The following is a 22,345-nucleotide window of genomic DNA, read 5'->3' as shown; positions in this document are numbered from 1 at the left end:
CAGTGCACAAGTGCGTAATATGTCTTCAGGCGTTAACTCCCTTCATTCCCTCCTCAGAGTAGCGGCCGCCTTTGACCTCAATCTGCTGATGAATCGTATTCAGCAACCGCACGTCGTCCTCTTCCAGCCTGATATCCGCGGCCTGCGCATTCTCAGTGAGATAAGCAATCTGTTTAGTGCCCGGTATCGGCACAATTTTTTCATACTGTGCCAACAACCACGCCAGCGCAATCTGCCCGGTGGTGGCGTGATATTTTTCCGCCAGCGGCGTTACCGCGTTAAGAAGTTGCAGATTGTGGTCGATATTGTCCTGCTGGAAACGGTCATTATTTTTGCGGAAATCGTCTTCGGCAAAATCGCTGTTGTTGCGATATTTACCGGTCAGAAAACCTCTGCCCAGCGGTGAGTAAGGCACCAGTCCGATGCCAAGCTTTTTCAGCATCGGCAGAATCTCCGCTTCACTGTCGCGCGTCCAGAGTGAATATTCTGTCTGCAGCGCGGCCAGCGGATGGATCGCGTGCGCCCGACTCAGCGTTGCAGCAGAAGCTTCACACAGCCCAACCCGGGCGATCTTCCCCTCCTGCACCAGACGGCTGAGACACTGCATGCTCTCCTCAATCGGTGTCGCCGGACTGATGCGATGCAGATAAAAGAGATCGATACGCTCAACGCCCAGCCGTTTCAGGGAGGCATGGCAGCTACGGGTGATGTAGTCGGGCTGATTATTGATGGTGCGGGCATAGGCCTCGTCCGCCGGACGCTCAATGCCACATTTGGTGGCGACGGTAAATTTCAGCCGTTCGGCTTTGCTCAGCCCGGCAAGAAACTGGCCTATCAACTGCTCGTTGTGGCCGCGCCCGTAAAGGTCGGCGGTATCGATAAAGGTGATATCCAGGTCGCGCAACTGGCTGAGCAGTTGCAGGGAATGACGGTCATCGGTCTGACCATAAAATTCGCTGAGCCCCATCGCGCCATAACCGATAGCGCTGACCTCCAGACCCTGAGTTAACGTTCGCTTTTTCATTGTCTCTCCTCGTAAGTGAGACGCGATTGTTTCACCGTACGCCAAAGCACGGAATTGCTCCTTTCGTCATGCAGAAAAGGTATCAGCGAGCTTCAGGCAATATGGGTACGGATAGCACAGCGACTTAGCCGCGCGGATGGGCGGGGGTTTCGGGTTCAGCAGGCTGCGAGAGTGCGATCAGCGCATTCACGACTGCCGCACGGGTTTCATCGGCGCGAATCGCCGCATAAACGTCAATTGCCAGCTGCTTAGCTGCATCTTCAGTCAGTGGCCGGTAACAGAGACCTGTCTGATTGAAGGTGCATTTTGACTGCGGCATCAGCGCAAACCCTTTGCCTCTGGCGATATGAGCCAGCATCAGCAGGGAATCTTCAGGCTCACGCACCCGTTTCAGCGCGATGCGGAGCGTGGCGAAGTAGCGCTCGCATTTATCATAAAACTGCGGATTGGCACTGCGCGCAAACCAGAAAAGTGGAAGGTCAGCCAGCGACTCCAGCGCAACGTTTTCAGACAGGCTGGCGGGATGTGCTGACGGCATCGCAACCCACAGTGCCTCACGGTATACCCAGGCGTACCGGACGGCATCTTCCGCTTCCGGTCCTTTTTCCCCGGTCAGGATCAAATCCAGTCTATTTTTCGCCAGGCTCTGCAGCAGCTGAGCCGAAGTGAGGCTGGGCATCTCCATCTCGTCGCTGGCATAAAAACCGGCGAGCTGCCGGTTAAGCGGCGCGATGAGTTCGAAATTCAGTGTGCGGGTCAGCCCGATACGCAGCTGTGCTGCGACAGGCTGCGCATCCTCTTTTAGCGCATTCAGTGCGATAAGGATCGCTTCCGCTTTCGTAACCAGCGCCCGGCCAGACTCTGTCAGGGTGACCTCATGCGTCGTACGGCTGAACAGCGGCTGGCCCAGCAGATCTTCCAGACTCTGAATCTGACGGGTGAGCGGAGGCTGCGTCATGCTAAGGCGTTCTGCAGCCCGGCGAAAATTAAGCTCGTGCGCGACCGCCAGAAAGCACTGCAACTGTTTAATGGTGGGAAGGTGGCTGCTGATGAGATGCGCGGCTAAGGACATGGCGCCATCCTGCTGCTGAAAGAGTGAGGGAGTGTAGGGGAAACGTGTGAAGTCAGCAACGGAGAGGGAATTCCCTCTCCGTTCCGGCGATTACATGCGCTCGACGGTGTCGATACCGAGCGTATCCAGACCCTGCTTCAGCGTCTTCGCGGTCAGCGCGGCCAGCTGCAGTCGGCTCAGACGCGTCGCGTCTGATTCTGCGCTGAGAATCGGGCAGTGCTCGTAGAAGCCAGAGAACAGACCGGCCAGATCGTAGAGATAAGCACACATCACGTGTGGCGTACCGTCGCGCGCCACCTGCGTGATAACCTCTTCGAACTGCAGCAGACGGGTTGCCAGCTGTGCTTCGCGCTCTTCGCTAATCACGATCTCTGCATCCAGCGAATCGGCATCAATGCCTGCCTTGCGGAATACGGAGAGCACCCGGGTGTAGGCGTACTGCATGTAAGGCGCCGTGTTACCTTCAAACGCCAGCATGTTGTCCCAGTCGAAGATGTAGTCGGTGGTGCGGCTTTTTGACAGGTCAGCGTATTTTACCGCGCTGATACCCATCACTTCCGCCAGCGCTTTGACTTCCGCTTCGCTCATTTCCGGGTTCTTCTCACGCACCAGCGTGTAGGCACGCTGCCAGGCTTCATCCAGCAGATCGGAGAGCTTGATAGTGCCGCCGCTGCGGGTTTTAAACGGACGGCCATCTTTGCCCAGCATCATGCCAAACGCATGGTGCTCCAGCGGCACAGACTCCGGCACATAACCGGCTTTACGCACGATGGTCCAGGCCTGAACCAGATGCTGATGCTGGCGGGAGTCGATGTAATAGAGCACACGATCGGCTTTCAGCGTTTCGTAACGGTATTTCGCACAGGCGATGTCAGTCGTGGTATAGAGGTAGCCGCCATCCTTTTTCTGGATGATGACGCCCATCGGTTCACCTTCTTTGTTCTGGAATTCATCCAGGAACACCACGGTTGCGCCTTCACTTTCAACAGCCAGACCTTTCTGTTTCAGATCGGCAACAATGCCAGGCAGCATATCGTTATAGAGGCTTTCACCCATGACGTCGTTGCGCGTCAGCGTAACGTTCATGCGGTCATAGATTTTCTGGTTCTGACTCATGGTGATGTCGACCAGCTTCTTCCACATCTGGCGGCAGTACTCATCGCCACCCTGAAGTTTCACGACATAGCTGCGCGCGCGCTCGGCAAACTCAGGATCTTCATCGTACGTGCGCTTGGCTTCACGGTAGAAGCCTTCGAGATCGGCCAGCGCCATCTCAGCGTGGTTTTCATTCTGCTGTTTTTCCAGGAACGCAATCAGCATGCCGAACTGCGTACCCCAGTCGCCAACGTGGTTCGCCCGGATCACCTTGTGGCCGAGAAACTCCAGCGTGCGCACCGCCGCATCACCAATGATGGTGGAGCGGATGTGACCCACGTGCATCTCTTTCGCAACGTTGGGCGCAGAGTAGTCGACCACAATGGTCTGGGGTTCGGCCAGCTGCACACCAAGACGCGGCAGACTTAGTGCTTCGCGAGAATGCTTTGCCAGCCAGTTGTGGTCGAGGAAAATATTGATGAAACCCGGTCCGGCAATTTCAACTTTGCTGGCGATGCCGTTCAGGTCGAGGTGCTGAATCACCGCTTCCGCTAATTGTCGCGGTGCCTGTCCCAGCTTTTTCGCCACGGCCATAATGCCGTTGGCCTGATAGTCTCCAAACTGAACCCGGGCAGACTGGCGAACCTGTGGTTCGCAATCGGCGGGTGCGCCGGCTAAAACCATTGCCTGACTGACTTTTGCGGAAAGAAGTGCCTGAATATTCACCGAGTTACCTTCATGTGCTGAACAACGCCCGGATCAAAAAGCCGGGCTGTCATCATCTTGCCTGAGCGCATCGCGTAACCAATTGACAGAAACGGATGGGGGCAGACAAAACGGAAAAAAATGAGGGGAAAAGTATACGTGAAATGTGGGTGGGCGTCAGCAGTTGGATGAAGCGGGGAAACAGAGCGGAAGAAGATGTTTCCCGGAGGCGTTAACGACGTCGCAGATGACGGCGTGGGTTCTTTACGCTTTTATCTTCGCGCACCTTCCAATGGCGGGAAATTGCAAACCCCATCAGTGCGATCAGGACAGCGACAACGATGAGCATAGACATAGAGCCATTCCTTTTGGTTGTGTTAGGTCAAATTTATAGGAAGGCGGGGGAGGCTGCAATTGTTCGCACTTCAAATAAGAGTTATCTTATTGTATTAAAGAAGTTGATTTAAATCAATAAATTGGACTACTTTCATCAAGGAACTCATGGTCCTAAACAGGAGATAAATCCGAAATGAAAGATGTTATTATACGGTTTTTCGGTAAATTCCGGTCCAAATAAGATGAATCTTACCATTTTGTGACGCCGGACACGCGGCGCACAATAAACCCGACTAATTACAAATGCTAAACAAATAGAGAGGAATCCCGGTGGCTGAGCGATCTTTTCCGTCAGAATTGGATGATTTAAAGACAGATTTGGGACGTTTTGAAGAATCGTTGCAAATTTTTGCGCAGAGACTGGGTTTGCGCCTTAACGATCTGGATGTGGACCATATTGCGGTGCGTTGTCATCAGGACACGACGGCGATGCGCTGGCAGCAAGGCCTGCAGCAGATTGGCACGCAGTTTTCGGCGGCGATAATCAACGGACGACAGATTTGCCTGTTTAAACTACATGATCCGTTACTGGTAGCGGGCAGGCAGGTTGATGTGGTTGAGCTGCCATGGCCGGGTGAAAAGCGTTACCGCCATGAAGGCTGGGAGCATATTGAGGTGGTATTGCGCGGCGATCATCAGACGCTGGGCATGCGCGCGATGGCATTACTCTCCGATGACGCGCTGACGCAGCCGGGGATTTCATTTAAAACCAGCTCACCGCAGGGCGAGAATGAGCGTCTGCCCAATCCGACCCTGGCGGTAACGGACGGGCAGACGACAATCAAGTTTCATCCATGGCGACTGGAAGAGATTGTCGCCAGCGAGCAGAACTAAATCCGGGCGGCTACTGCGCGCTTCAGGCGCGCAACGGCCTCATCCAGCAGCGCACGAGTGCAGCCGAAATTGAGCCGGACAAACTGGTCATTGCCAAACTCACGACCGGCCGATAAACCCAGTCCGTGCTTCTCAAAATAGAGTGCAGGGCTGGCCACACCCAGCGCACTGGCGTCGATCCAGGCCAGGTAGGTCGCTTCCGGCACGGCGACGGACAGGCCGGTCATTTTATTGACCTGTGATACCAGCCAGTCACGGTTACTGCGCAGGTAGGTATTCTGCGCCTGCAGCCAGGGTTCACCTTCGCGCCATGCCGCTGCTGCCGCAGTGAGCGCCAGAATATCCACATCCGGCACAATCCCGCGTCGCATCCGGTTAAAGCGCGAACGCAGTTCGGCATTGGGGATCACGGCGATGGAGGCACCCAGACCGGCAATATTAAAGCTCTTGGAGGGTGACATCAGCGTGACGCTGCGCTGGGCGGCATCTTCACTCAGCGACGCAAACGGAATGTGTTCAGCGCCCGGTTCCAGCAGCAGATCGCTGTGGATCTCGTCGGAACAGACAATCAGATCGTGCTTCTGCGCAAATTCCAGCTGTGCCTGCAGTTCGTCGCGGCGATAAACGGTGCCGCCCGGATTCTGCGGATTGCACAGCATTAACAGTCGCTCTTTGCCGGTGAGCTGATCTTCAGCCGCATCCATATCCACTACCCAGCGCCCCTGTGGCAGCGTCAGCGGCAGACTGAGCTGACCCCGTTCTGCCAGTTTTGCCGAACCGCGAAATGGCGGATAGATTGGCGTGGGGGCAATCGTCAGCTCGTCCGGTGCGGTAAACGCACGCACGGCGAGATTCAGTCCGCAAACCACGCCAGGCAACACCACAATCCATTCAGGATTAACGTGCCACTGATAGCGTGAGGCGAGCCACGCTATCGCACTGTCAATAAACTCAACCGGCGTATCGCCATAACCAAAAATCCCATGCGCGGCGCGGGTCTTAATTGCCTCGATGACGCAGTCAGGCGATCGGAAATCCGTATCTGCCACCCACAACGGCAGAATGTCCTGGTCCGCATATTTGTTCCATTTAAGGCTATCGCTGTGACGACGGTCTATCCGTTGGTCGAAATTGAATGCCATAGTTAACTTTCCCGGTAAACTCATTCCAGCAGCCAGACTAACTGATGAATCTGCCTTGAACCAGAGTCATGTAAAGGAGAAGAGAATGACCACACTGGAAATTTGCTGCTATGGCGTGGATTGCGCCGTGACCGCACAACAGGCGGGCGCTGATCGGGTTGAACTTTGTGCCGCACCGCGTGAAGGCGGCCTGACGCCGTCGGCGGGGATGCTGAATGCCGCCCGGCGCGAGGTTTCGATTCCGGTTCATCCTATTGTCCGGCCACGGGGTGGCGATTTTTGTTATACCGCACGTGAATTCGAGGCGATGAAATCGGATGTGGCGTTAATCCGTGAACTCGGTTTTCCCGGTCTTGTGATTGGGATGCTGGATGAGGACGCCCATATTCATCAGGGCCAGATGCGACAGATTATGGCGCTGTGTGACGGTCTGGCAGTGACCTTCCATCGTGCCTTCGATCTCTGTCACAGCCCTAAGCGCGCACTGGAAGCGTTAACGGATTTGGGGGTGGCGCGCATTCTGACATCCGGTCAGCAGCAGAGCGCTGAAAACGGAATTGCATTACTTCGGGAACTAAATGAGACCAGTACCGGTCCTATCATTATGGCGGGTGCGGGCGTGCGTCTCAGCAACCTGCAAAAGTTTCTCGACATGGGGATTGATGAAGTCCACAGCTCGGCCAGCCGCCTGATGGCGTCACCGATGCGCTACCGCAAAGCGGGTGTCTCCATGTGTTCAGAAGCCGAAACCGACGAGTTCAGCCGTTACTGTGTAGACGGCGATGTGGTTGAGGCGATGAAAAGCGTGATGCAGATGAGCACCGTTCGGGTTGCCTGAACCACAACAGATTTTGCCGCGCAGCACGCCGATCATTGACGTGGTGTTTGCAAGTACCAAACCCCAGTATGCTTGCTGGGGTTCTTTTTGTGTAAAACCTGCTGCTTCCCGATTCCCTTTCTCCGCCACCTCTCCCGAGGTTACCAATCTCTTTCATGACATAAACGCTGCTTCTGCTGGCAGCGCGGCCTGTCGCCGGGCGTGAATCTCCGACAGTGGAGTCTGGATCCTAAATGTGATTAGATGCCTGCATTTGCCAGCCGATGAAGTGCCGCCATGAATCCCAGGGAAAATATTGTCAGCCAGTTCAGTGCGTTGTCGCCTGAGTTACAACGCGCTGCCGAGTTCTCACTCCAGAATACGAATCAGCTTGTGGTGCAATCCATGCGTGCTTTTGCCACAGAAGCAGGCGTGAAGCCTGCCACGCTACTGCGCCTGGCACAGCGCCTGGGCTATGAGGGCTGGGGTGAACTTAAAGACGCTTTTATCGATGATATGGGGTTACGTGATGATACGTATGTATCCAAAGCGGAAAAACTCATCGCTAAACCGACACAACCTCAGCTTTATGAAGAGGTCTTTCAGGCGCATCAGGCTAACCTTGCGGCGACGCAACATGAGAATCATCAGAAGATGGATCAGGCGGTTACCCTGCTGGATGCGGCGGAAAACGTCTATATCTGTGGATTTCGTGCCAGCTTTCCCATCGCCTGGTCGCTGTTTTATATCTATCGATTATTTAACCGCCAGGTTTCATTGATTGATGGCCTGGCGAGTAATATCGAAGTCTTTACCCGCGAACTGACGGCGCAGGACGCGATTCTGCTGACCAGTTTTGCCCCTTATTCACGCGAATCGCTGGCGGTGTTACAGGCTGCCAGGCAGGCAGGCGCGAAAATCGTCGCCATTACGGATTCGCCGGTTTCCCCTCTGGCGCAGGCCGCCGACTGTACGCTGCTCTTCTCGGTAGAGAGTCCCTCGTTCTTTCCTTCTGTGGTCTCCGGTATGGGGCTGGCTGAGTGTCTGCTGGCGATGCTGGTGGCACGCCATGGCCGCGAGGCGGTCAGCAAAATCGAAAATGCCGAACGCTACCTGATTGATTCAGGTGCCTATGTGGTGCCTGGCAAACCCTGAGAGAAGATTCATTTGTATCCGCCATAAGAAAATAGAATGCATATGTATCATTCTTGCGTTGACGTGATCCAAATGGATCCGGCAAGATGCGCTGAGTTATCGCAGCGAATTCAGGAGCAGGACCCAGCATGAGCCATATCATTCACCGCAGTCTGCGCAGTACGCCCGCCGTGGCAACCGGCGCACAAGGCGCGTACATCTTTGATGCACAGGGAAAACAGTATCTGGATGCCTGCGGAGGCGCTGCGGTTTCCTGTTTAGGTCACGCGCATCCTGACGTATTGGCTGCGATGCATCGTCAGATCGACCAGCTCGCCTATGCACATACCGGTTTTTTTACCAGCGACACGGTTGAACAACTCGCGGAACATCTGACCCGCCATGCGCCTGGCGATCTCAATTATGCCTATTTCGTTTCGGGTGGTTCCGAAGCCGTAGAAACGGCGCTGAAGCTGGCCCGGCAATATTTCGTTGAAATCGGTCAGCCGTCCCGCACGCGGTTCATTGCCCGCCAGCAGAGTTACCACGGTAATACGCTGGGTGCGCTAGCGGTGGGGGGCAACGAATGGCGTCGTCGCCAGTTTGCCCCGCTGTTAATCGACGTGATCCGGGTTTCTGCCTGTAATGAATATCGCGACCGCCGTGCTGATGAAACTCAGCAGCAATACACGCAGCGCCTGCTGGATGAGCTGGAGCAGGCGATTATTGATGCTGGCCCGGAGACGATCATCGGTTTTTGCGCAGAGACAGTCGTGGGCGCGACCACCGGCGCAACACCGCCTACACCGGGTTACTTCAAAGGCGTGCGCGCCCTGTGTGATAAGTACGGCCTGCTCTATATCGCGGATGAAGTGATGTGCGGCATGGGACGTACCGGAACGCTTTACGCGTTTGAGCAGGATGAGGGGGTGCCAGATCTGGTGACCATCGCCAAAGGGCTGGGGGGTGGCTACCAGCCTATCGGTGCGGTACTGGCGAGCAAAAAAATTGTCTCCGCTCTGCAGGCGGGCAGCGGACTGTTCCAGCATGGTCATACCTATATCTGCCACGCCACGGCGGCATCGGCCGCTCTGGCAGTGCAGCAGGTCATTGAGCGCGACAATTTATTAGACGCTGTGAAACAGCAGGGGGCTTACCTGCAACGTGCGCTGCGCGATCGGCTGGGCGAGTTGCCACAGGTCGGTGACACCCGCGGGCGCGGTCTGTTTGCCGGTGTTGAACTGGTTCGTGATAAAGCCAGCAAAACGCCGTTCGATCCGGCGCTGAAACTGCACGCCAGAATTAAAGCTAATTGTATGGCGAGAGGTCTGATGGTTTATCCCATGGGCGGAACGATTGACGGGCAGTACGGCGATCACATTCTGATTGCGCCACCCTTTATCATCACGACAGCGCAGCTTGATTTTGTGGTGGAAACGCTGGAGCAGGTGATTCGTGAAGAGACGGCCAGCTTATGATTAACCGTCTGCCGCCGCTGGCGCATCACGAATGGGACGATCAGCAACGTCCGCTCGCAGAAGAGATCATTAACGGGCCACGCGGCGCGCTGCTGCCACCCTTTGAGCCATTGTTACGCAGCCCTGAGCTGATGGCGCACGCACAGCGCATGGGGGAATATCTGCGGTATCGCAGTGCGCTGGGACAGCGTTTATCAGAGCTGGCCATTCTGATGACCGCCCGCCACTGGTCCCAGCCGGTAGAATGGGCAATCCATGCGCCTATAGCGCGCGGGAAGGGCATTTCTGCGGCCGCCGTGCAGGCGATAAATGAAAAGCGTCAGCCGGAAGACCTCGAACCCGATGAGTGGGTGATTTACCACTTCTGCCAGCAGCTGCACCAGCAGCAGAAAGTCAGCGACGCTACCTGGCAGCAGGCCATCGATTTGTGGGGCGAGAAGGGCGTGGTGGATCTGATTGGCATTAACGGTTATTACAGTTTTCTCTCAATGATCATGAACGGCGCACAGACGCCGGTACCCGATACGCAGGATCATATTATTCCTGAATAAGTCATCGTTTAATCCGGGCGCAGCCTGACACGCCCTGCATTTCAAATAAATTCTGTTCAGTCATTCCGGCGATAACCTCGCCGGATGATATTCACTGTACGCTATTTCACCGACGCCGGGGGTTAGATATGTCTGGATTATTCTCTAAATTAAAGGTCTCATTGGTATTAGTTGCCTGCTCAGCCAGTTTTATTGCTACTGCTCAGGATAAACTGATGGTAGGTGTGGATACCGCATTTGTGCCCTTTGAATTTAAACAGGGCGATAAGTATGTGGGCTTCGATATTGACTTATGGAATGCTATCGCTAAAAAGATGAACGTCAGCTATGAATTACGCCCGATGGATTTTGGTGGCTTAATTCCAGGGCTGCAGTCCCGTAATCTGGATGTTGCGATGGCCGGTATTACGATTACCGATGCGCGGAAACAGGTCGTTGATTTCAGTGACGGCTATTACAATGCGGATTTACTGATGGCGGTAAAAAGCAGTGATACCGCGATCAAAAAATTCAGCGATTTAGCCGGTAAGAAAGTGGGCCTGAAACAGGGCACTGCGGCGGCCAGCTTTATGAAGAGCAAATATAAAGCCGACTATGTTGAGTTTCCTAACATCGATAACGCTTATCTTGATTTGCAGGCGGGTAATCTTGACGCGGTGGTGCATGATTCGCCGAACGTGCTCTATTACGTCAAAACGGCGGGCAATGGCAAAGTGAAATCCACAGGTGAGACAGACAGCATTCTGCCGCAGCAGTACGGGTTCGCGATGCAAAAGAACAGCAGCCTGACGCCGAAAGTTAACGCTGCATTGCAGGCGCTGCGTGCGGATGGCACCTACGACAAAATCTATGTGAAGTGGTTTGCGAAACAGCCGAAATAATTCAGCCGGGTCGGCCCAGTCCGACCTCATTTCGCCTTAATGGATCGAACTATTAATTTTGACAGTAAATATATCTGGGAATCCCTGCCGTTATTATTGCAGGGTTTGCAACTGACGCTGATTATTTCATTGTCGGGTTTGCTGGGCGGTTTCGTGATCGGTCTGCTGGCCGGAACCTGTCGCGCATTAGGTGGGCGAATAACTAAAACGCTGTCGCTGATTTTCGTTGAGTTAATTCGCGGCACGCCAATTATGGTGCAGGTGATGTTTATCTATTTTGCCCTGCCGATGGTTATTCCGATTCGCATTGATCCCATTACGGCGGCGATTGTGACCATTGTGATTAATTCCGGCGCCTATATCGCCGAGATTACGCGCGGTGCGATCCTCTCTATCAATAAAGGATTTAAAGAGGCGAGTCTTGCCATGGGATTATCGCAGCGCAGCACCCTGTGGCATGTGATTATGCCGCTGGCACTGCGGCGTATGATCCCCGCACTGGGCAACCAGTGGATCATCAGTATTAAAGATACATCGCTATTTATTGTTATCGGTGTCGCGGAGCTAACCCGTCAGGGACAGGAGATTATTGCCGGTAATTTCCGCGCACTGGAGGTCTGGACCGCCGTCGCGATGATTTATCTGCTGGTGACACTCTGCCTGAGTTTCCTGCTGAAGCAACTGGAAAAAAGGATCCACATTCTATGAGCATGGTTGAATCTAGCGCGGTGTCGAAAAATTTTGGCGCGACGCAGGTCCTGCACGATATCAATCTGAAGATAGAGGCGGGCGAAGTGGTAGTGATCATCGGGCCGTCGGGATCGGGTAAATCAACGCTGCTGCGCTGTATTAACAAGCTGGAAGACATCTCTTCCGGAACGCTGCTGGTGGCGGGCAAGCACATCACCGATCCGCATGCGAATGAGTGCGATATCCGCCGCGAGGCGGGTATGGTGTTCCAGCAGTTTCACCTGTTTCCTCACCTGACCGCGCTGGAGAATGTGATGTTTGGCCCTGTCCGCGTGCGCAGGCAGAGCAAAGCCTCGGCCCGCGAACAGGCGCTGGCCTTGCTGGACAGGGTCGGCCTGCGTGAACGCGCCAGCCATTACCCCGCAGAACTCTCTGGTGGACAGCAGCAGCGTGTGGCGATTGCGCGCGCACTGGCGGTAAAACCCAAAATGATGCTGTTTGATGAACCCACCTCTGCGCTGGATCCCGAACTGCGCCATGAGGTGCTGAAAGTGATGCGCTCGCTTGCCGAAGAGGGCATGACGATGGTGATTGTGACCCATGAGATTGGCTTTGCCCGGGATGTGGCCTCAAGACTCATCTTTATTGATGGCGGGACCATTGCTGAAGATGGCTCACCTGATAAGCTGCTTAACGACAGCACGAATCCGCGCCTAAAAGAATTCCTGCAACACGTCTCCTGAAAGAAGTGAATGACAGCACAATGAAAAAAATTGCAATCAGTGGTTCGGCGTTTGAAATCGGTCAGCAGCTCGGCGAATTTGGTCGGGAGGCGTGGCATCAGAAACTGACGCACATCGCGCTGTGGCAAACGGTCACGGCCATGAAACACACGGAACAGAGTCAGCGCATGCGCGCGCAGGTTCAGGCTGACTTCCCGGAAATCTGGCTTGAGCTGGAAGGGCTGGCCAGCGGTTTGCAGGCACCCATTGATGACGTATTTGCATGGAACTGCCGGGGCGATCTGGTGCGTTCTACATCAGATGGCTGCACCACGGTGGCCGGGCAACGCCGCGATGGGGCGTTGGTCATTGCGCACAATGAAGATGGTTTTCCGCAGCTGCGGGATGACTGTGCTGTGGTTCGTGTGCTGCCGGATCCGAATCAGGGCATTGGGTTCACCAGCTTTGCCTATCCGGGTTCGATTTGCGGCCATACGTTTGCCGTCAATGACCGTGGGGTGGTGAACACGGTGAATAACATTCGTGCCGTGCATCGTCCGGCTGGCCTGCCGCGCCAGATTCTGGCGCGTGCAGCGCTAAATGCGGCCACGCTCGATGAGGCGATTGCGTTACTGACGACCTCGCCGCGCGCAGGCGCTTTTCATCATACGCTGGGGCAGCGGGGCGACAGCCGGCTGTTCAGCGTTGAAGCTACCGGTACAGGTTGTTCTGTCAAGCCGCTGTCCGGCGTCTTTGCGCATGCTAACCATCTTATCCATCCGCAATTTATTGCGACTGAGCAGGTGATCACCGACAGCTCTGCTTCACGCCAGCAGCGTCTGGATGTGTGGCTGAAAGAAGAGCCAGCATTTGATGGTGACGCTGCAAAAGCCATTCTTTCTGATCAGCATGATGCGGTATTGCCCATCTACCGGCTCTCTCCGCAGGATCCCGACGAAGAGAATACGCTGGCAACGGCCATTTTCACCCTGAATGCCAGTCAGGTGAAATGGCAGGTATTCACACAGGATCGCGGACAGGCCGTTTTGCAGGATGTGGTGAGTGAATAAATAACCCGGATCTGGCGAGAGGATCGCCGGAGGAAAACGTTATAAACCCGCTCAGGCGGGTTTTTTATCGCCAGCGGATGACCGGCTATGCGCCGCGTCTGCGTCCTGTTGCCGGCTGTCAGCCTTCACGTACAGGCGTTTTTAATTGTCATCCAGGACTTTTATCAAAAGCCGCAACACAATCTGCATGCTATCCGTTACGCTGCCACAGCCGATGTCTGTCATGAGAGGTTGAGTTAAATCGTCCCGGATTTCCGCTGTTCATCCCCGCAGCGTTTACACTGAAAGCAACGTCGCCTGGAATTTACCCTATGAAACGCAATCAGATTCTTACTTTAAGCCTGATACTGACCGTACTGTGCAGCGGCTACGCTGCGGCCAGCGCATGCCGCGCTGACAACGCCGCCGTGGTCAACAGCAACACCCTGATTTTGCTGGGGGGCAATGCGAAAGGCGCAGTGAAGCAGGTGATTGCAGGTGAATTTGGCAAAGATGTGAATTCGCAAAAGCGGGTGCTGGGTCAGTTTGACGCCTGTGGCGATCTGACGGTGGCTGACGTCAGCTACGACAAAAGTGAACGCAACGTCATCCTCAGCATGGAGCAACATATCGCCAGGGTACAGGGCGGCTGGGTGGCGGAATATGCGTATCTGGTCAAAGTGCTGAAAGAGGGCAAAGAAGTCGTTGTTGATAACCGGCAGGGAACGATTAACTGGCAGAAAGGCCAGCATGGCAATATTACCAGCGCCTCCGACAGATTTACCAGTATGGGTAAAACCGGCTTTACCGACACCACCTATCGTTACGATCGCCAGCTACGACTGGAGAAGAGTGTGGCACGTGGCAGCGATCCGCTGACCAACGGCGAGTTCCATTACCACTGGAATCCAAAGGGTCTGGTGACGCGCACCACCTCCGTCCGGGGAACTGACGAATACACCTACGACCCCCAATGGCGTGAAGTGCGGCTCAACGGCACGGCGACCACACCACTGAGCACCATCCGCTCGGTTGATGAGTGTCAGTCCTGGGATGAGGTCGGCAACTGTACCCTGAGCTATCTGCATGAAACCGAAATCTTCACGCGTGGCACCATCGAGCGCCATCTCAGTTCCGCCTACAAATATGAGTACTGGGACCAGCCTGCGGCAGAAGAGTAACAGGCGATCGGATGATCGCCTGTTGGCGGCTTATTTCACCGTCTGACTAAAGGCATCCAGCGCCAGCAGGGCGTTGGCGATATCCTCAGGTGACAGATGAGGATTAAGGTTTTTCAGCGTATCACCCTCACTGTTCGCCAGTGCCCCGACTTTCACCAGATTTTCCCAGCTTTCATTTTCCAGATGCATTTCACGCAGCGTGGTCGGCATATTGATGCTGCGATAGAAACGGATATAGCGTGCAATTTCCTCATCCGACCGCTGCTCCAGCACCATCTGCGTCAGTGTGCCATAGGCGACTTTCTCGCCGTGGGTCAGATGGTGGATATCACCATCGATGGCGGTAAAACCATTGTGAATAGCGTGGGCGGCTGCCAGCCCGCCGTTTTCAAAGCCCAGCCCCGAGAGCAGCGTGTTCGCCTCAACAACGGCTTCCACTGCGGGCGTGACCCGTTTTTCGGTAACGGCGATATAGGCGCTGTACCCCCACTTAAGCAGTGTTTCTTCGCAGGCGCGGGCAATCGCCAGGCCGGCAAGGGTCGGATCACCGTTGACCATGGATTTAGCATGGGACCGCGCCACTGCCTGCGCTTCAACCCAGGTGGCCAGGCCATCGGCAATGCCGGAGGCAAAGAGCCGTGCAGGCGCACTGGCGCAGACTGCGGTATCCACCAGCACCAGATCGGGATTTTTGCTGTAGAAGCGATAGCTCTCAAATACGCCGCTGTCAGAGTAGATCACTGACAGCGCGCTACAGGGAGCATCGGTGGAGGCAATGGTCGGCACAATAGCTACCGGCTGTTTAAGTTCGTCCGCCACCGCCTTAACCGTGTCCAGCGTTTTGCCGCCGCCCAGCCCGACCACCACGTTACAGCCCTGACTCTTCGCCAGCGCACTGAGACGGGTGATCTCATTACTGGAGGCCTCGCCGTTAAACTGCTGCCAACAGAATTTCACCCCGGCGGACTGCAGCGTCTGTTGCGTCCGTTCGCCAATCAGTTTCCAGACAACCTCATCTGCCACCAGAAAAGCCTGATCGCCCAGCTCAGTCAGGTACGTACCCAGCTCATCCAGCACACCTGCCCCCTGCACATATTTACGGGGTGATGAAAAAATAAATTTACTCATAATCACATCTCCTTAATATGAATGGTTCGACCCCATCCAGCCTGGCACAATCCGCTCAGCCTGGCAGGCGATCCCGTACATGACCGCGCCATGGGCTGTTAAGCTGCCTGAACACTCCTTGCTGAGAGATAACGGAGAATCATCATGAGCGCCACGCTCTTTTCATTTCTGTTTGCAATAACCATTCTGACACTCACACCTGGATTTGATACCGCGCTGGTGCTGCGAACCGCCATTGCGCAGGGCTGGCAGCGCGCCTGGGCAACAGCCCTTGGCGTGACGCTGGGTTGTCTGCTCTGGGGCATCGCAGTTGGGCTGGGACTGGGCGCGCTGCTGATGGCCTCTGAGTTCGCCTATAACCTGCTGAAGTGGATCGGTGCCGGCTGGCTGCTCTATCTGGGTATAAAGCTGCTGCTTAAGCCGCGTCAGCAATCCGTAGAGACAGCTGAACAGCCCGCACAACAGCAGGGCTATCTGGCCTGCTTCAGTCGGGGATTAATGGGAAATCTGCTGAATCCGAAAATTGGCGTGTTTTACGTCACTTTTCTGCCGCAGTTTATCCCGGCGGGGGCGTCGGTGGCGCTCTGGTGCACGCTGATGGCACTGGCACACATGCTGCTGGGGCTGATCTGGAATGCGGTCCTGATTGGCGGCAGCCACTATTTCTCCGGACATCTGCGAAAACCGAAGGTGCTGAAGGGGATGGATCGCCTGACCGGCTGCGTGTTTATTGGATTTGCGGCGAAACTGGCGTTGTCTCGCCGCTAGAGCATTAGGGTTTAGTGGCGACCAGCACGGCACGCAGGGGAGCCGGATAGCCTTCAACCGTTTTGCTGGGATCGTCGGGGTCGAGGAACTCAGCGAGGGATTCGCTGGTCATCCAGTCGGTGCGGCGCTGCTCTTCAGTGGTGGTCAGCGCAAAATCGACAATCCGTACATCGACAAACCCGCTTTTCTCCAGCCAGCTTTTCAGTGCTTCCGCCGAAGGAATGAAGAACACGTTGCGCATCTGGGCATAGCGTTCACCGGGCACCAGCACCTGATTCACATCGCCTTCAATCACCAGCGTTTCCAGCACCAGCTCGCCCCCGCTTACCAGCTGATTTTTCAGCTGTAACAGGTGATCCAGCGGGGAACGACGGTGATAGAGCACACCCATCGAAAATACGGTATCAAACGCCTGTAACGCCGGTAGCTGCTCAATGCCCAGCGGCAGCATATGCGCCCGGCGATCGTCATTCAGCAGCTTACGCACTGCTTCGAACTGCACCAGGAACAGCTGCATTGGGTCGATGCCGACCACCAGATGCGCGCCCGCGCCAATCATCCGCCACATGTGGTAACCGCTGCCACAGCCCACATCCAGCACCGTCCGGCCCGCCAGCGGGGAGATGTGCGGCAGCACGCGTTCCCATTTCCAGTCAGAACGCCACTCAGTGTTGATGTGGGTGCCGTAGAGGAAGTAGGGCCCTTTGCGCCACGGCATCAGGTTACGCAGTAGTTTCTCAATCCCCTGACGATGACGGTCGCTGATGTCATCGCGGTCGGCGGTGACGCTGTGCAGCAGGTCGAGCTTTTGCGGCTCCAGCAGCGGCAGATACTCCAGCGACTTATACCAGTCACGAAAGTGACCATGCAGGTTTTCACGCTGCCATTCGCTGATTTGCGCCGGTAATACTTCCAGCCACTTCGCCAGCGGGCCCACTGCAATTTGCTGATAAAAACGGCCAAAGTCGATCATTTCAACGCCACCAGAGATCCAAAATTAAAGCACTGGAACCAGAGTTCGGCGTGCGAGAACCCGGCCTGTTTCAGGCGGGCTTTATGCGCTTCAACGCTGTCAGTAAGCATCACATTTTCCAGCATGCTGCGTTTCTGGCTGATTTCCAGTTCGCTGTAGCCGTTGGCGCGTTTGAAGTCGTGATGCATGTTGAATAACAGCTCACCGACCTCGGCGTCTTCAAAGCTGAACTTCTCCGACAGCACCAGCGCGCCGCCCGGTTTAAGTCCCTGCCAGATCTTTTCCAGCAGCGCCAGGCGTGCAGGCGGCTCCAGAAACTGCAGCGTGAAGTTGAGCACCACCAGCGAGGCGTCTTCAATCTCAATGTCGCGGATATCCGCTTCCAGCACCGTGACCGGCGTGTCAGCGCGAAACGCATCAAGATGTCGGCGGCAGCGCTCCACCATCGCCGGGGAGTTATCCACCGCGATGATCTGGCAACCTGGCACATGAATATTGCGGCGCACCGAGAGGGTGGCCGCGCCCAGCGAGCAGCCCAGGTCATAGACCCTGCTGTCCGGGGTAACAAAACGTTCTGCCAGCATGCCAATCATCGAAATGATGTTGGAGTAGCCCGGCACCGAGCGCTGAATCATGTCAGGAAAGACTTCAGCTACACGCTCGTCAAAAGTCCAGTCGCCCAGTTTTGCAATGGGCGCTGAGAAGAGTTGATCGCGGTCAGACATATCGAAAATCCGAAGAGACGACGGAAAGGGCGCTATTCTCGCAGAAAGTGGGGCGGGCTGCACCCCTTAACCCAGGCTGGCTTAATGGAGCGTCAGGACCAGTTCCCACGGCATGTAGATCAGGTTGAAAATCACCATGCCGCACAGGGAAAACAGCGTCAGGAGCATGCCATATTTACGGCCTGCCATGGCGCTGCTGCGCAATCCCCATGCATGCAGCAGGCGGCTGATAAAGAACAGCAGGCCGGTGAGATGCACCATCCAGATATCGGCGCCGTTCATCTCCATCATCACCAGCAGAAACAGCGCCAGCGGAATGGTTTCGATGGCATTGCCATGAATGCGGATCGCCATTTTCAGGTCGTGATAGCCGCCATCACCATACGCCACCCGGTAGAACCGGCGGTAACGCACCACGTCCAGCGTGAATTTCATTACCAGCAATGCCCCTATCACCACATATAACGCGCTAACCATAGCCACTCCAGCGACTGTCCATAATGATTCTATTCTAACGGGCGTGCAGCCTGCTGTCCTGTAACGCCATCAAAACAGGGACGTCTGTTGCGGCCAGTCCGGTCCATTGCCAATAGCCGGATCGATCTCCTGCAACTGCGGCCACAGTGCCTGCACCAGCGGAAAAACCTGGCCCATATCGGGGGTGTGCAGAAAGAGCATGGCGTCGCCCTGTTGCTGCCATTCCACGAGCTTGGGACGCCAGATCTGAAACAGCGGCACGCTCTCGTCCACGCTGTCGCTGCCGATAAAGCGCACCATCGGCTGGGAGCCGGTTCGCAGGGCATGCGGCGGCACTTTCGGCTTCTGCGAACGCGCGACCAGCGCTGCCGGGCTTTGCGAGGTGGAGGCGTGAACCGGACGGCTGTCGAGCATTACACGATTGATGCCGCGCTCAAGCAGGCCCCGATTGAGTGACCGTTCCGCCTCGCCCTTGGCGAAGAAAGCCGGATGACGCACTTCGACGCCGTAGTGAAAGCGGCGCGGCAGACTGTCCAGAAAACGCCACAGGTCGTTGAGCTGTGCCGGGGAGAAGCTGGCGGGCAGCTGCAGCCAGTACTGACCGATGCGGTCGGCCAGCGGTTCCATCAGGCGCAGAAAATCGGTCAGCAGGTCGTCGCTGTGCTGCAACGCCGCCTGATGGCTGATGGTATTGGGAAATTTAAAGCAGAAGCGAAATGCATCGTGGGTCATGTCGCGCCAGCGCATCACCGTTTCCGCATTCGGCAGCGCGTAGAGGGTGGTATTTCCCTCTACGCAGTGGAAGTAGCGGGCATAGTCCGCCAGGCTTTCGATACCCCAGCGTTTCCAGTGTGAATGCTGCCACTGGGGCAGGCCAATACGAAGTGTCACGCGCGCTCCTGGCTGCAGGTTAAGAGATTGCATTATCCGCTATGGTCGGGCTGAGGGGCAAATGCACACAGGAAATCGGCGCTTTGGCGCTGATCTGCTTATCCTGTCTGGCTTTTTCCATTATAATGGCCGCCATTTTTGCGACAGCATCGCATCAGGTAACGCGGCCGGATGCTGTCAGCTGCAGCGGCGAAGTTAAAAGGATAGTGTTATGCGTACAGAATATTGCGGACAGCTCAATCTGTCTCATGTGGGTCAGCAAGTCACGCTTTGCGGCTGGGTAAACCGCCGTCGCGATCTGGGCAGTTTGATTTTTATCGACATGCGCGACCGTGAAGGCATCGTGCAGGTGTTTTTTGATCCCGATCGTCAGGACGCATTTAAGCTGGCTTCTGAACTGCGTAACGAATTCTGCATCCAGATCACCGGTACCGTGCGCGCACGCGATGAGAAGAACAAAAACAGCGACATGGCGACCGGCGAAGTCGAAGTGTTTGCCCAGGCGCTGACCATCATCAACCGCTCTGAGCCCCTGCCGCTGGACTCGAATCAGACCAACAGCGAAGAAGCGCGCCTGAAATACCGCTATCTGGATCTGCGTCGCCCTGAGATGGTAACGCGTCTGAAAACCCGCGCAAAAATCACCAGCTTTGTCCGTCGCTTTATGGATGACGAAGGTTTCCTGGATATCGAAACCCCGATGCTGACCAAGGCGACGCCAGAAGGCGCGCGCGACTATCTGGTGCCAAGTCGGGTTCACAAAGGCAAATTCTATGCGCTGCCGCAGTCACCACAGCTGTTCAAACAGCTGCTGATGATGTCCGGCTTTGACCGCTACTATCAGATCGTAAAATGCTTCCGCGATGAAGATTTACGTGCCGATCGCCAGCCAGAATTTACCCAGATCGACGTCGAAACCTCCTTTATGACCGCGCCACAGGTGCGAGACATCATGGAGCGTCTAATCCGCAATCTGTGGCAGGACGTGCAGGGTGTGGACCTCGGCGAGTTCCCGCAGATGACCTTCGCGGAAGCGATGCATCGTTACGGTTCCGATAAGCCGGACCTGCGTAACCCGATGGAGCTGGTGGACGTTGGCGACCTGCTGAAAAACGTGGAGTTCCAGGTCTTCTCTGGCCCGGCTAACGATGAAAAAGGCCGTGTTGCCGCGCTGCGCGTGCCGACCGGTGCGCAGCTGAGCCGTAAGCAGATTGATGAATATGGCAAGTTCGTGGAGATTTACGGCGCGAAAGGGCTGGCGTGGATGAAGGTTAACGTCCGTGCCGACGGTCTGGAAGGCGTGCAGAGCCCGGTTGCCAAGTTCCTGAATGCAGAAATCGTTGAAGGCATTCTGAGCCGCACCGGCGCGCAGGATGGCGACATCATCTTCTTTGGTGCCGACCGCGCCAAAGTGGTCGCTGATGCTCTGGGTGCACTGCGCCTGAAAGTGGGCCGCGAGCTGAACATCACCGATGAGAAAGCCTGGGCCCCGCTGTGGGTGATCGACTTCCCGATGTTCGAAGAGGACGAGGAAGGCGGTCTGGCCGCCATGCACCATCCGTTCACTGCGCCGAAAGAGATGAGCGCAGACGGGCTGGCTGCAGATCCAACCCGTGCCGTGGCGAACGCCTACGACATGGTGATCAACGGTTATGAAGTGGGTGGCGGTTCAGTGCGTATCCACAACGGCAAAATGCAGCAGACCGTGTTCAGCATTCTGGGTATTGAAGAGCACGAGCAGCGCGAGAAGTTTGGCTTCCTGCTGGATGCGCTGAAGTTCGGTACACCACCGCATGCGGGCCTGGCCTTTGGTCTGGATCGCCTGACCATGCTGCTGACCGGCACCGACAACATTCGTGACGTTATCGCGTTTCCGAAAACCACGGCGGCAGCCTGCATGATGACCGAAGCGCCAAGCGAAGCGAACCCGGCTTCTCTGCTGGAGCTTGGCATCCAGGTCGTTAAAAAAGAAAAGCCTGAGAATAAATAATGGGCTATAAACACCCGGTTTCAGTGCTGGTCGTCATTTCGGCGCGCGATACTGGCCGGGTGCTGATGCTGCAGCGGCGTGACGATCCCGCATTCTGGCAGTCGGTGACCGGCAGCCTGGAAGCGGGAGAGTCACCGCTGGCAACCGCGTGTCGTGAGGTGAATGAAGAGGTCGGCATTGACGTGCTGGCTGAGCGGCTGGAAATAGAGGATTGTCAGCGTCAGATTGACTTTGAAATCTTTCCCCATTTCCGCCATCGCTATGCACCGGATGTCACCCATAATCACGAACACTGGTTTCGCCTGCAACTGCCGGAAGAGCGCGATATCACGCTGACCGAGCATCTGGCGTTTCGCTGGCTGGCACCCGCTGACGCTGCAGCATTAACCCGATCATGGAGTAACCGCCAGGCAATTGAAGAATTTATCTGAATGCTCGCCATCGCCCGGTATTCCGGCGGCGGATAGATTAAATTTTATGAATCTGGTGAGTTTTAACAGGACTACACCAACCTATTGAACAGTCAGGCGTCATCCTCGCCACGAAATTGTTCACCGTCAGCGCGACGTCGCCTGCGTACACCGCTACGTGAGGATGATGCGCAACGCTCGCCTCTCAGGGC

General features: G+C 55.7%; 23 protein-coding genes. 13 read left to right on the top strand and 10 right to left on the bottom strand.

Annotation, left to right across the window (positions count from 1 at the left end; genetic code table 11):
• Positions 1-25: 25 nt before the first annotated feature.
• The 4 genes from FA92_RS09830 to FA92_RS23765 form a co-directional block, all read right to left on the bottom strand.
• Positions 26-1,024: an aldo/keto reductase gene (locus tag FA92_RS09830; RefSeq protein ID WP_033783334.1), complete on the bottom strand. Its 999-nt coding sequence runs from the start codon at positions 1,022-1,024 to the stop codon at positions 26-28.
• A gap of 124 nt (positions 1,025-1,148) precedes the next feature.
• Positions 1,149-2,096 (bottom strand): LysR family transcriptional regulator, encoded by a 948-nt coding sequence (locus tag FA92_RS09825; protein WP_033783333.1) that lies wholly within the window; start codon positions 2,094-2,096, stop codon positions 1,149-1,151.
• A 90-nt stretch (positions 2,097-2,186) separates the two neighbouring features.
• Complete coding sequence (argS, locus tag FA92_RS09820; protein ID WP_033783332.1) at positions 2,187-3,917, bottom strand: arginine--tRNA ligase; 1,731 nt, start codon at positions 3,915-3,917, stop codon at positions 2,187-2,189.
• 211 nt (positions 3,918-4,128) lie between these two features.
• Positions 4,129-4,251, bottom strand: coding sequence for a hypothetical protein (locus FA92_RS23765; RefSeq protein ID WP_009089698.1), 123 nt, complete (start codon positions 4,249-4,251; stop codon positions 4,129-4,131).
• A gap of 311 nt (positions 4,252-4,562) precedes the next feature.
• On the opposite strand from FA92_RS23765, the gene FA92_RS09815 reads away from it, so the two are divergent.
• Positions 4,563-5,126 (top strand): VOC family protein, encoded by a 564-nt coding sequence (locus tag FA92_RS09815; RefSeq protein WP_033783331.1) that lies wholly within the window; start codon positions 4,563-4,565, stop codon positions 5,124-5,126.
• Here the strand turns inward: FA92_RS09815 and FA92_RS09810 are convergent.
• Entirely contained in the window at positions 5,123-6,268 is a 1,146-nt protein-coding gene (locus tag FA92_RS09810) for a PatB family C-S lyase (RefSeq protein WP_033783330.1), read from the bottom strand. The genes FA92_RS09815 and FA92_RS09810 overlap by 4 nt on opposite strands.
• An 85-nt stretch (positions 6,269-6,353) precedes the next feature.
• Between FA92_RS09810 and cutC the strand changes: the two genes are divergently transcribed.
• From cutC to FA92_RS09765, 9 genes are all read left to right on the top strand, one after another.
• On the top strand, positions 6,354-7,106 hold the full coding sequence (cutC, locus tag FA92_RS09805; protein ID WP_033732938.1) for a copper homeostasis protein CutC: 753 nt from the start codon (positions 6,354-6,356) through the stop codon (positions 7,104-7,106).
• 276 nt (positions 7,107-7,382) lie between these two features.
• Positions 7,383-8,240 (top strand): MurR/RpiR family transcriptional regulator, encoded by an 858-nt coding sequence (locus FA92_RS09800; protein ID WP_013358191.1) that lies wholly within the window; start codon positions 7,383-7,385, stop codon positions 8,238-8,240.
• 128 nt (positions 8,241-8,368) lie between these two features.
• Complete coding sequence (locus FA92_RS09795) at positions 8,369-9,697, top strand: aspartate aminotransferase family protein (protein ID WP_033783328.1); 1,329 nt, start codon at positions 8,369-8,371, stop codon at positions 9,695-9,697.
• Positions 9,694-10,248 carry a carboxymuconolactone decarboxylase family protein gene (locus tag FA92_RS09790; RefSeq protein ID WP_197061496.1) on the top strand — a complete coding sequence of 185 codons (555 nt, stop codon included), beginning with the start codon at positions 9,694-9,696 and terminating at the stop codon, positions 10,246-10,248. Before FA92_RS09795 ends, FA92_RS09790 begins: the two co-directional genes overlap by 4 nt.
• Before the next feature lie 128 nt (positions 10,249-10,376).
• On the top strand, positions 10,377-11,129 hold the full coding sequence (gene glnH / locus FA92_RS09785) for a glutamine ABC transporter substrate-binding protein GlnH (RefSeq protein WP_013358188.1): 753 nt from the start codon (positions 10,377-10,379) through the stop codon (positions 11,127-11,129).
• A gap of 39 nt (positions 11,130-11,168) precedes the next feature.
• On the top strand, positions 11,169-11,837 hold the full coding sequence (gene glnP / locus FA92_RS09780; RefSeq protein ID WP_239780520.1) for a glutamine ABC transporter permease GlnP: 669 nt from the start codon (positions 11,169-11,171) through the stop codon (positions 11,835-11,837).
• Between the two features lie 2 nt (positions 11,838-11,839).
• Entirely contained in the window at positions 11,840-12,562 is a 723-nt protein-coding gene (glnQ, locus tag FA92_RS09775) for a glutamine ABC transporter ATP-binding protein GlnQ (RefSeq protein WP_033784600.1), read from the top strand.
• Between the two features lie 20 nt (positions 12,563-12,582).
• Positions 12,583-13,611, top strand: a complete 1,029-nt coding sequence (locus FA92_RS09770) for an acyl-CoA--6-aminopenicillanic acid acyl-transferase (protein ID WP_033783327.1) — start codon at positions 12,583-12,585, stop codon at positions 13,609-13,611.
• A 311-nt stretch (positions 13,612-13,922) separates the two neighbouring features.
• Positions 13,923-14,771 carry a hypothetical protein gene (locus FA92_RS09765; protein WP_033783326.1) on the top strand — a complete coding sequence of 283 codons (849 nt, stop codon included), beginning with the start codon at positions 13,923-13,925 and terminating at the stop codon, positions 14,769-14,771.
• A 30-nt stretch (positions 14,772-14,801) separates the two neighbouring features.
• Here FA92_RS09765 and FA92_RS09760 read toward each other — a convergent pair whose 3' ends face one another.
• Positions 14,802-15,899, bottom strand: coding sequence for a glycerol dehydrogenase (locus tag FA92_RS09760; protein WP_033783325.1), 1,098 nt, complete (start codon positions 15,897-15,899; stop codon positions 14,802-14,804).
• A gap of 144 nt (positions 15,900-16,043) precedes the next feature.
• Here FA92_RS09760 and FA92_RS09755 point away from each other — a divergent pair, with 144 nt between their 5' ends.
• Positions 16,044-16,667 carry a LysE family translocator gene (locus tag FA92_RS09755; RefSeq protein WP_033783324.1) on the top strand — a complete coding sequence of 208 codons (624 nt, stop codon included), beginning with the start codon at positions 16,044-16,046 and terminating at the stop codon, positions 16,665-16,667.
• 4 nt (positions 16,668-16,671) lie between these two features.
• Here the strand turns inward: FA92_RS09755 and cmoB are convergent, their stop codons facing one another.
• The 4 genes from cmoB to FA92_RS09735 form a co-directional block, all read right to left on the bottom strand.
• On the bottom strand, positions 16,672-17,640 hold the full coding sequence (gene cmoB, locus FA92_RS09750) for a tRNA 5-methoxyuridine(34)/uridine 5-oxyacetic acid(34) synthase CmoB (protein WP_033783323.1): 969 nt from the start codon (positions 17,638-17,640) through the stop codon (positions 16,672-16,674).
• The gene (gene cmoA / locus FA92_RS09745; protein ID WP_033732927.1) at positions 17,637-18,365 is read right to left on the bottom strand and encodes a carboxy-S-adenosyl-L-methionine synthase CmoA; all 729 of its coding nucleotides are present in this window, start codon (positions 18,363-18,365) and stop codon (positions 17,637-17,639) included. Before cmoA ends, cmoB begins: the two co-directional genes overlap by 4 nt.
• An 81-nt stretch (positions 18,366-18,446) precedes the next feature.
• On the bottom strand, positions 18,447-18,842 hold the full coding sequence (locus FA92_RS09740; protein ID WP_013358179.1) for an MAPEG family protein: 396 nt from the start codon (positions 18,840-18,842) through the stop codon (positions 18,447-18,449).
• A 69-nt stretch (positions 18,843-18,911) separates the two neighbouring features.
• Positions 18,912-19,733 carry a DUF72 domain-containing protein gene (locus tag FA92_RS09735; RefSeq protein ID WP_013358178.1) on the bottom strand — a complete coding sequence of 274 codons (822 nt, stop codon included), beginning with the start codon at positions 19,731-19,733 and terminating at the stop codon, positions 18,912-18,914.
• Positions 19,734-19,944: 211 nt separating this feature from the next.
• Between FA92_RS09735 and aspS the strand changes: the two genes are divergently transcribed.
• Entirely contained in the window at positions 19,945-21,723 is a 1,779-nt protein-coding gene (gene aspS, locus FA92_RS09730) for an aspartate--tRNA ligase (RefSeq protein ID WP_033783322.1), read from the top strand.
• Entirely contained in the window at positions 21,723-22,154 is a 432-nt protein-coding gene (nudB, locus tag FA92_RS09725; protein WP_033732925.1) for a dihydroneopterin triphosphate diphosphatase, read from the top strand. Before aspS ends, nudB begins: the two co-directional genes overlap by 1 nt.
• Positions 22,155-22,345: the final 191 nt, after the last annotated feature.

The organism is Pantoea sp. 9140 (assembly GCF_000745295.1).
Classification (GTDB): domain Bacteria; phylum Pseudomonadota; class Gammaproteobacteria; order Enterobacterales; family Enterobacteriaceae; genus Pantoea; species Pantoea vagans.
Note: the sequence above shows the minus strand (reverse complement) of the source record. Positions and strands in the feature narration are given on the sequence as shown.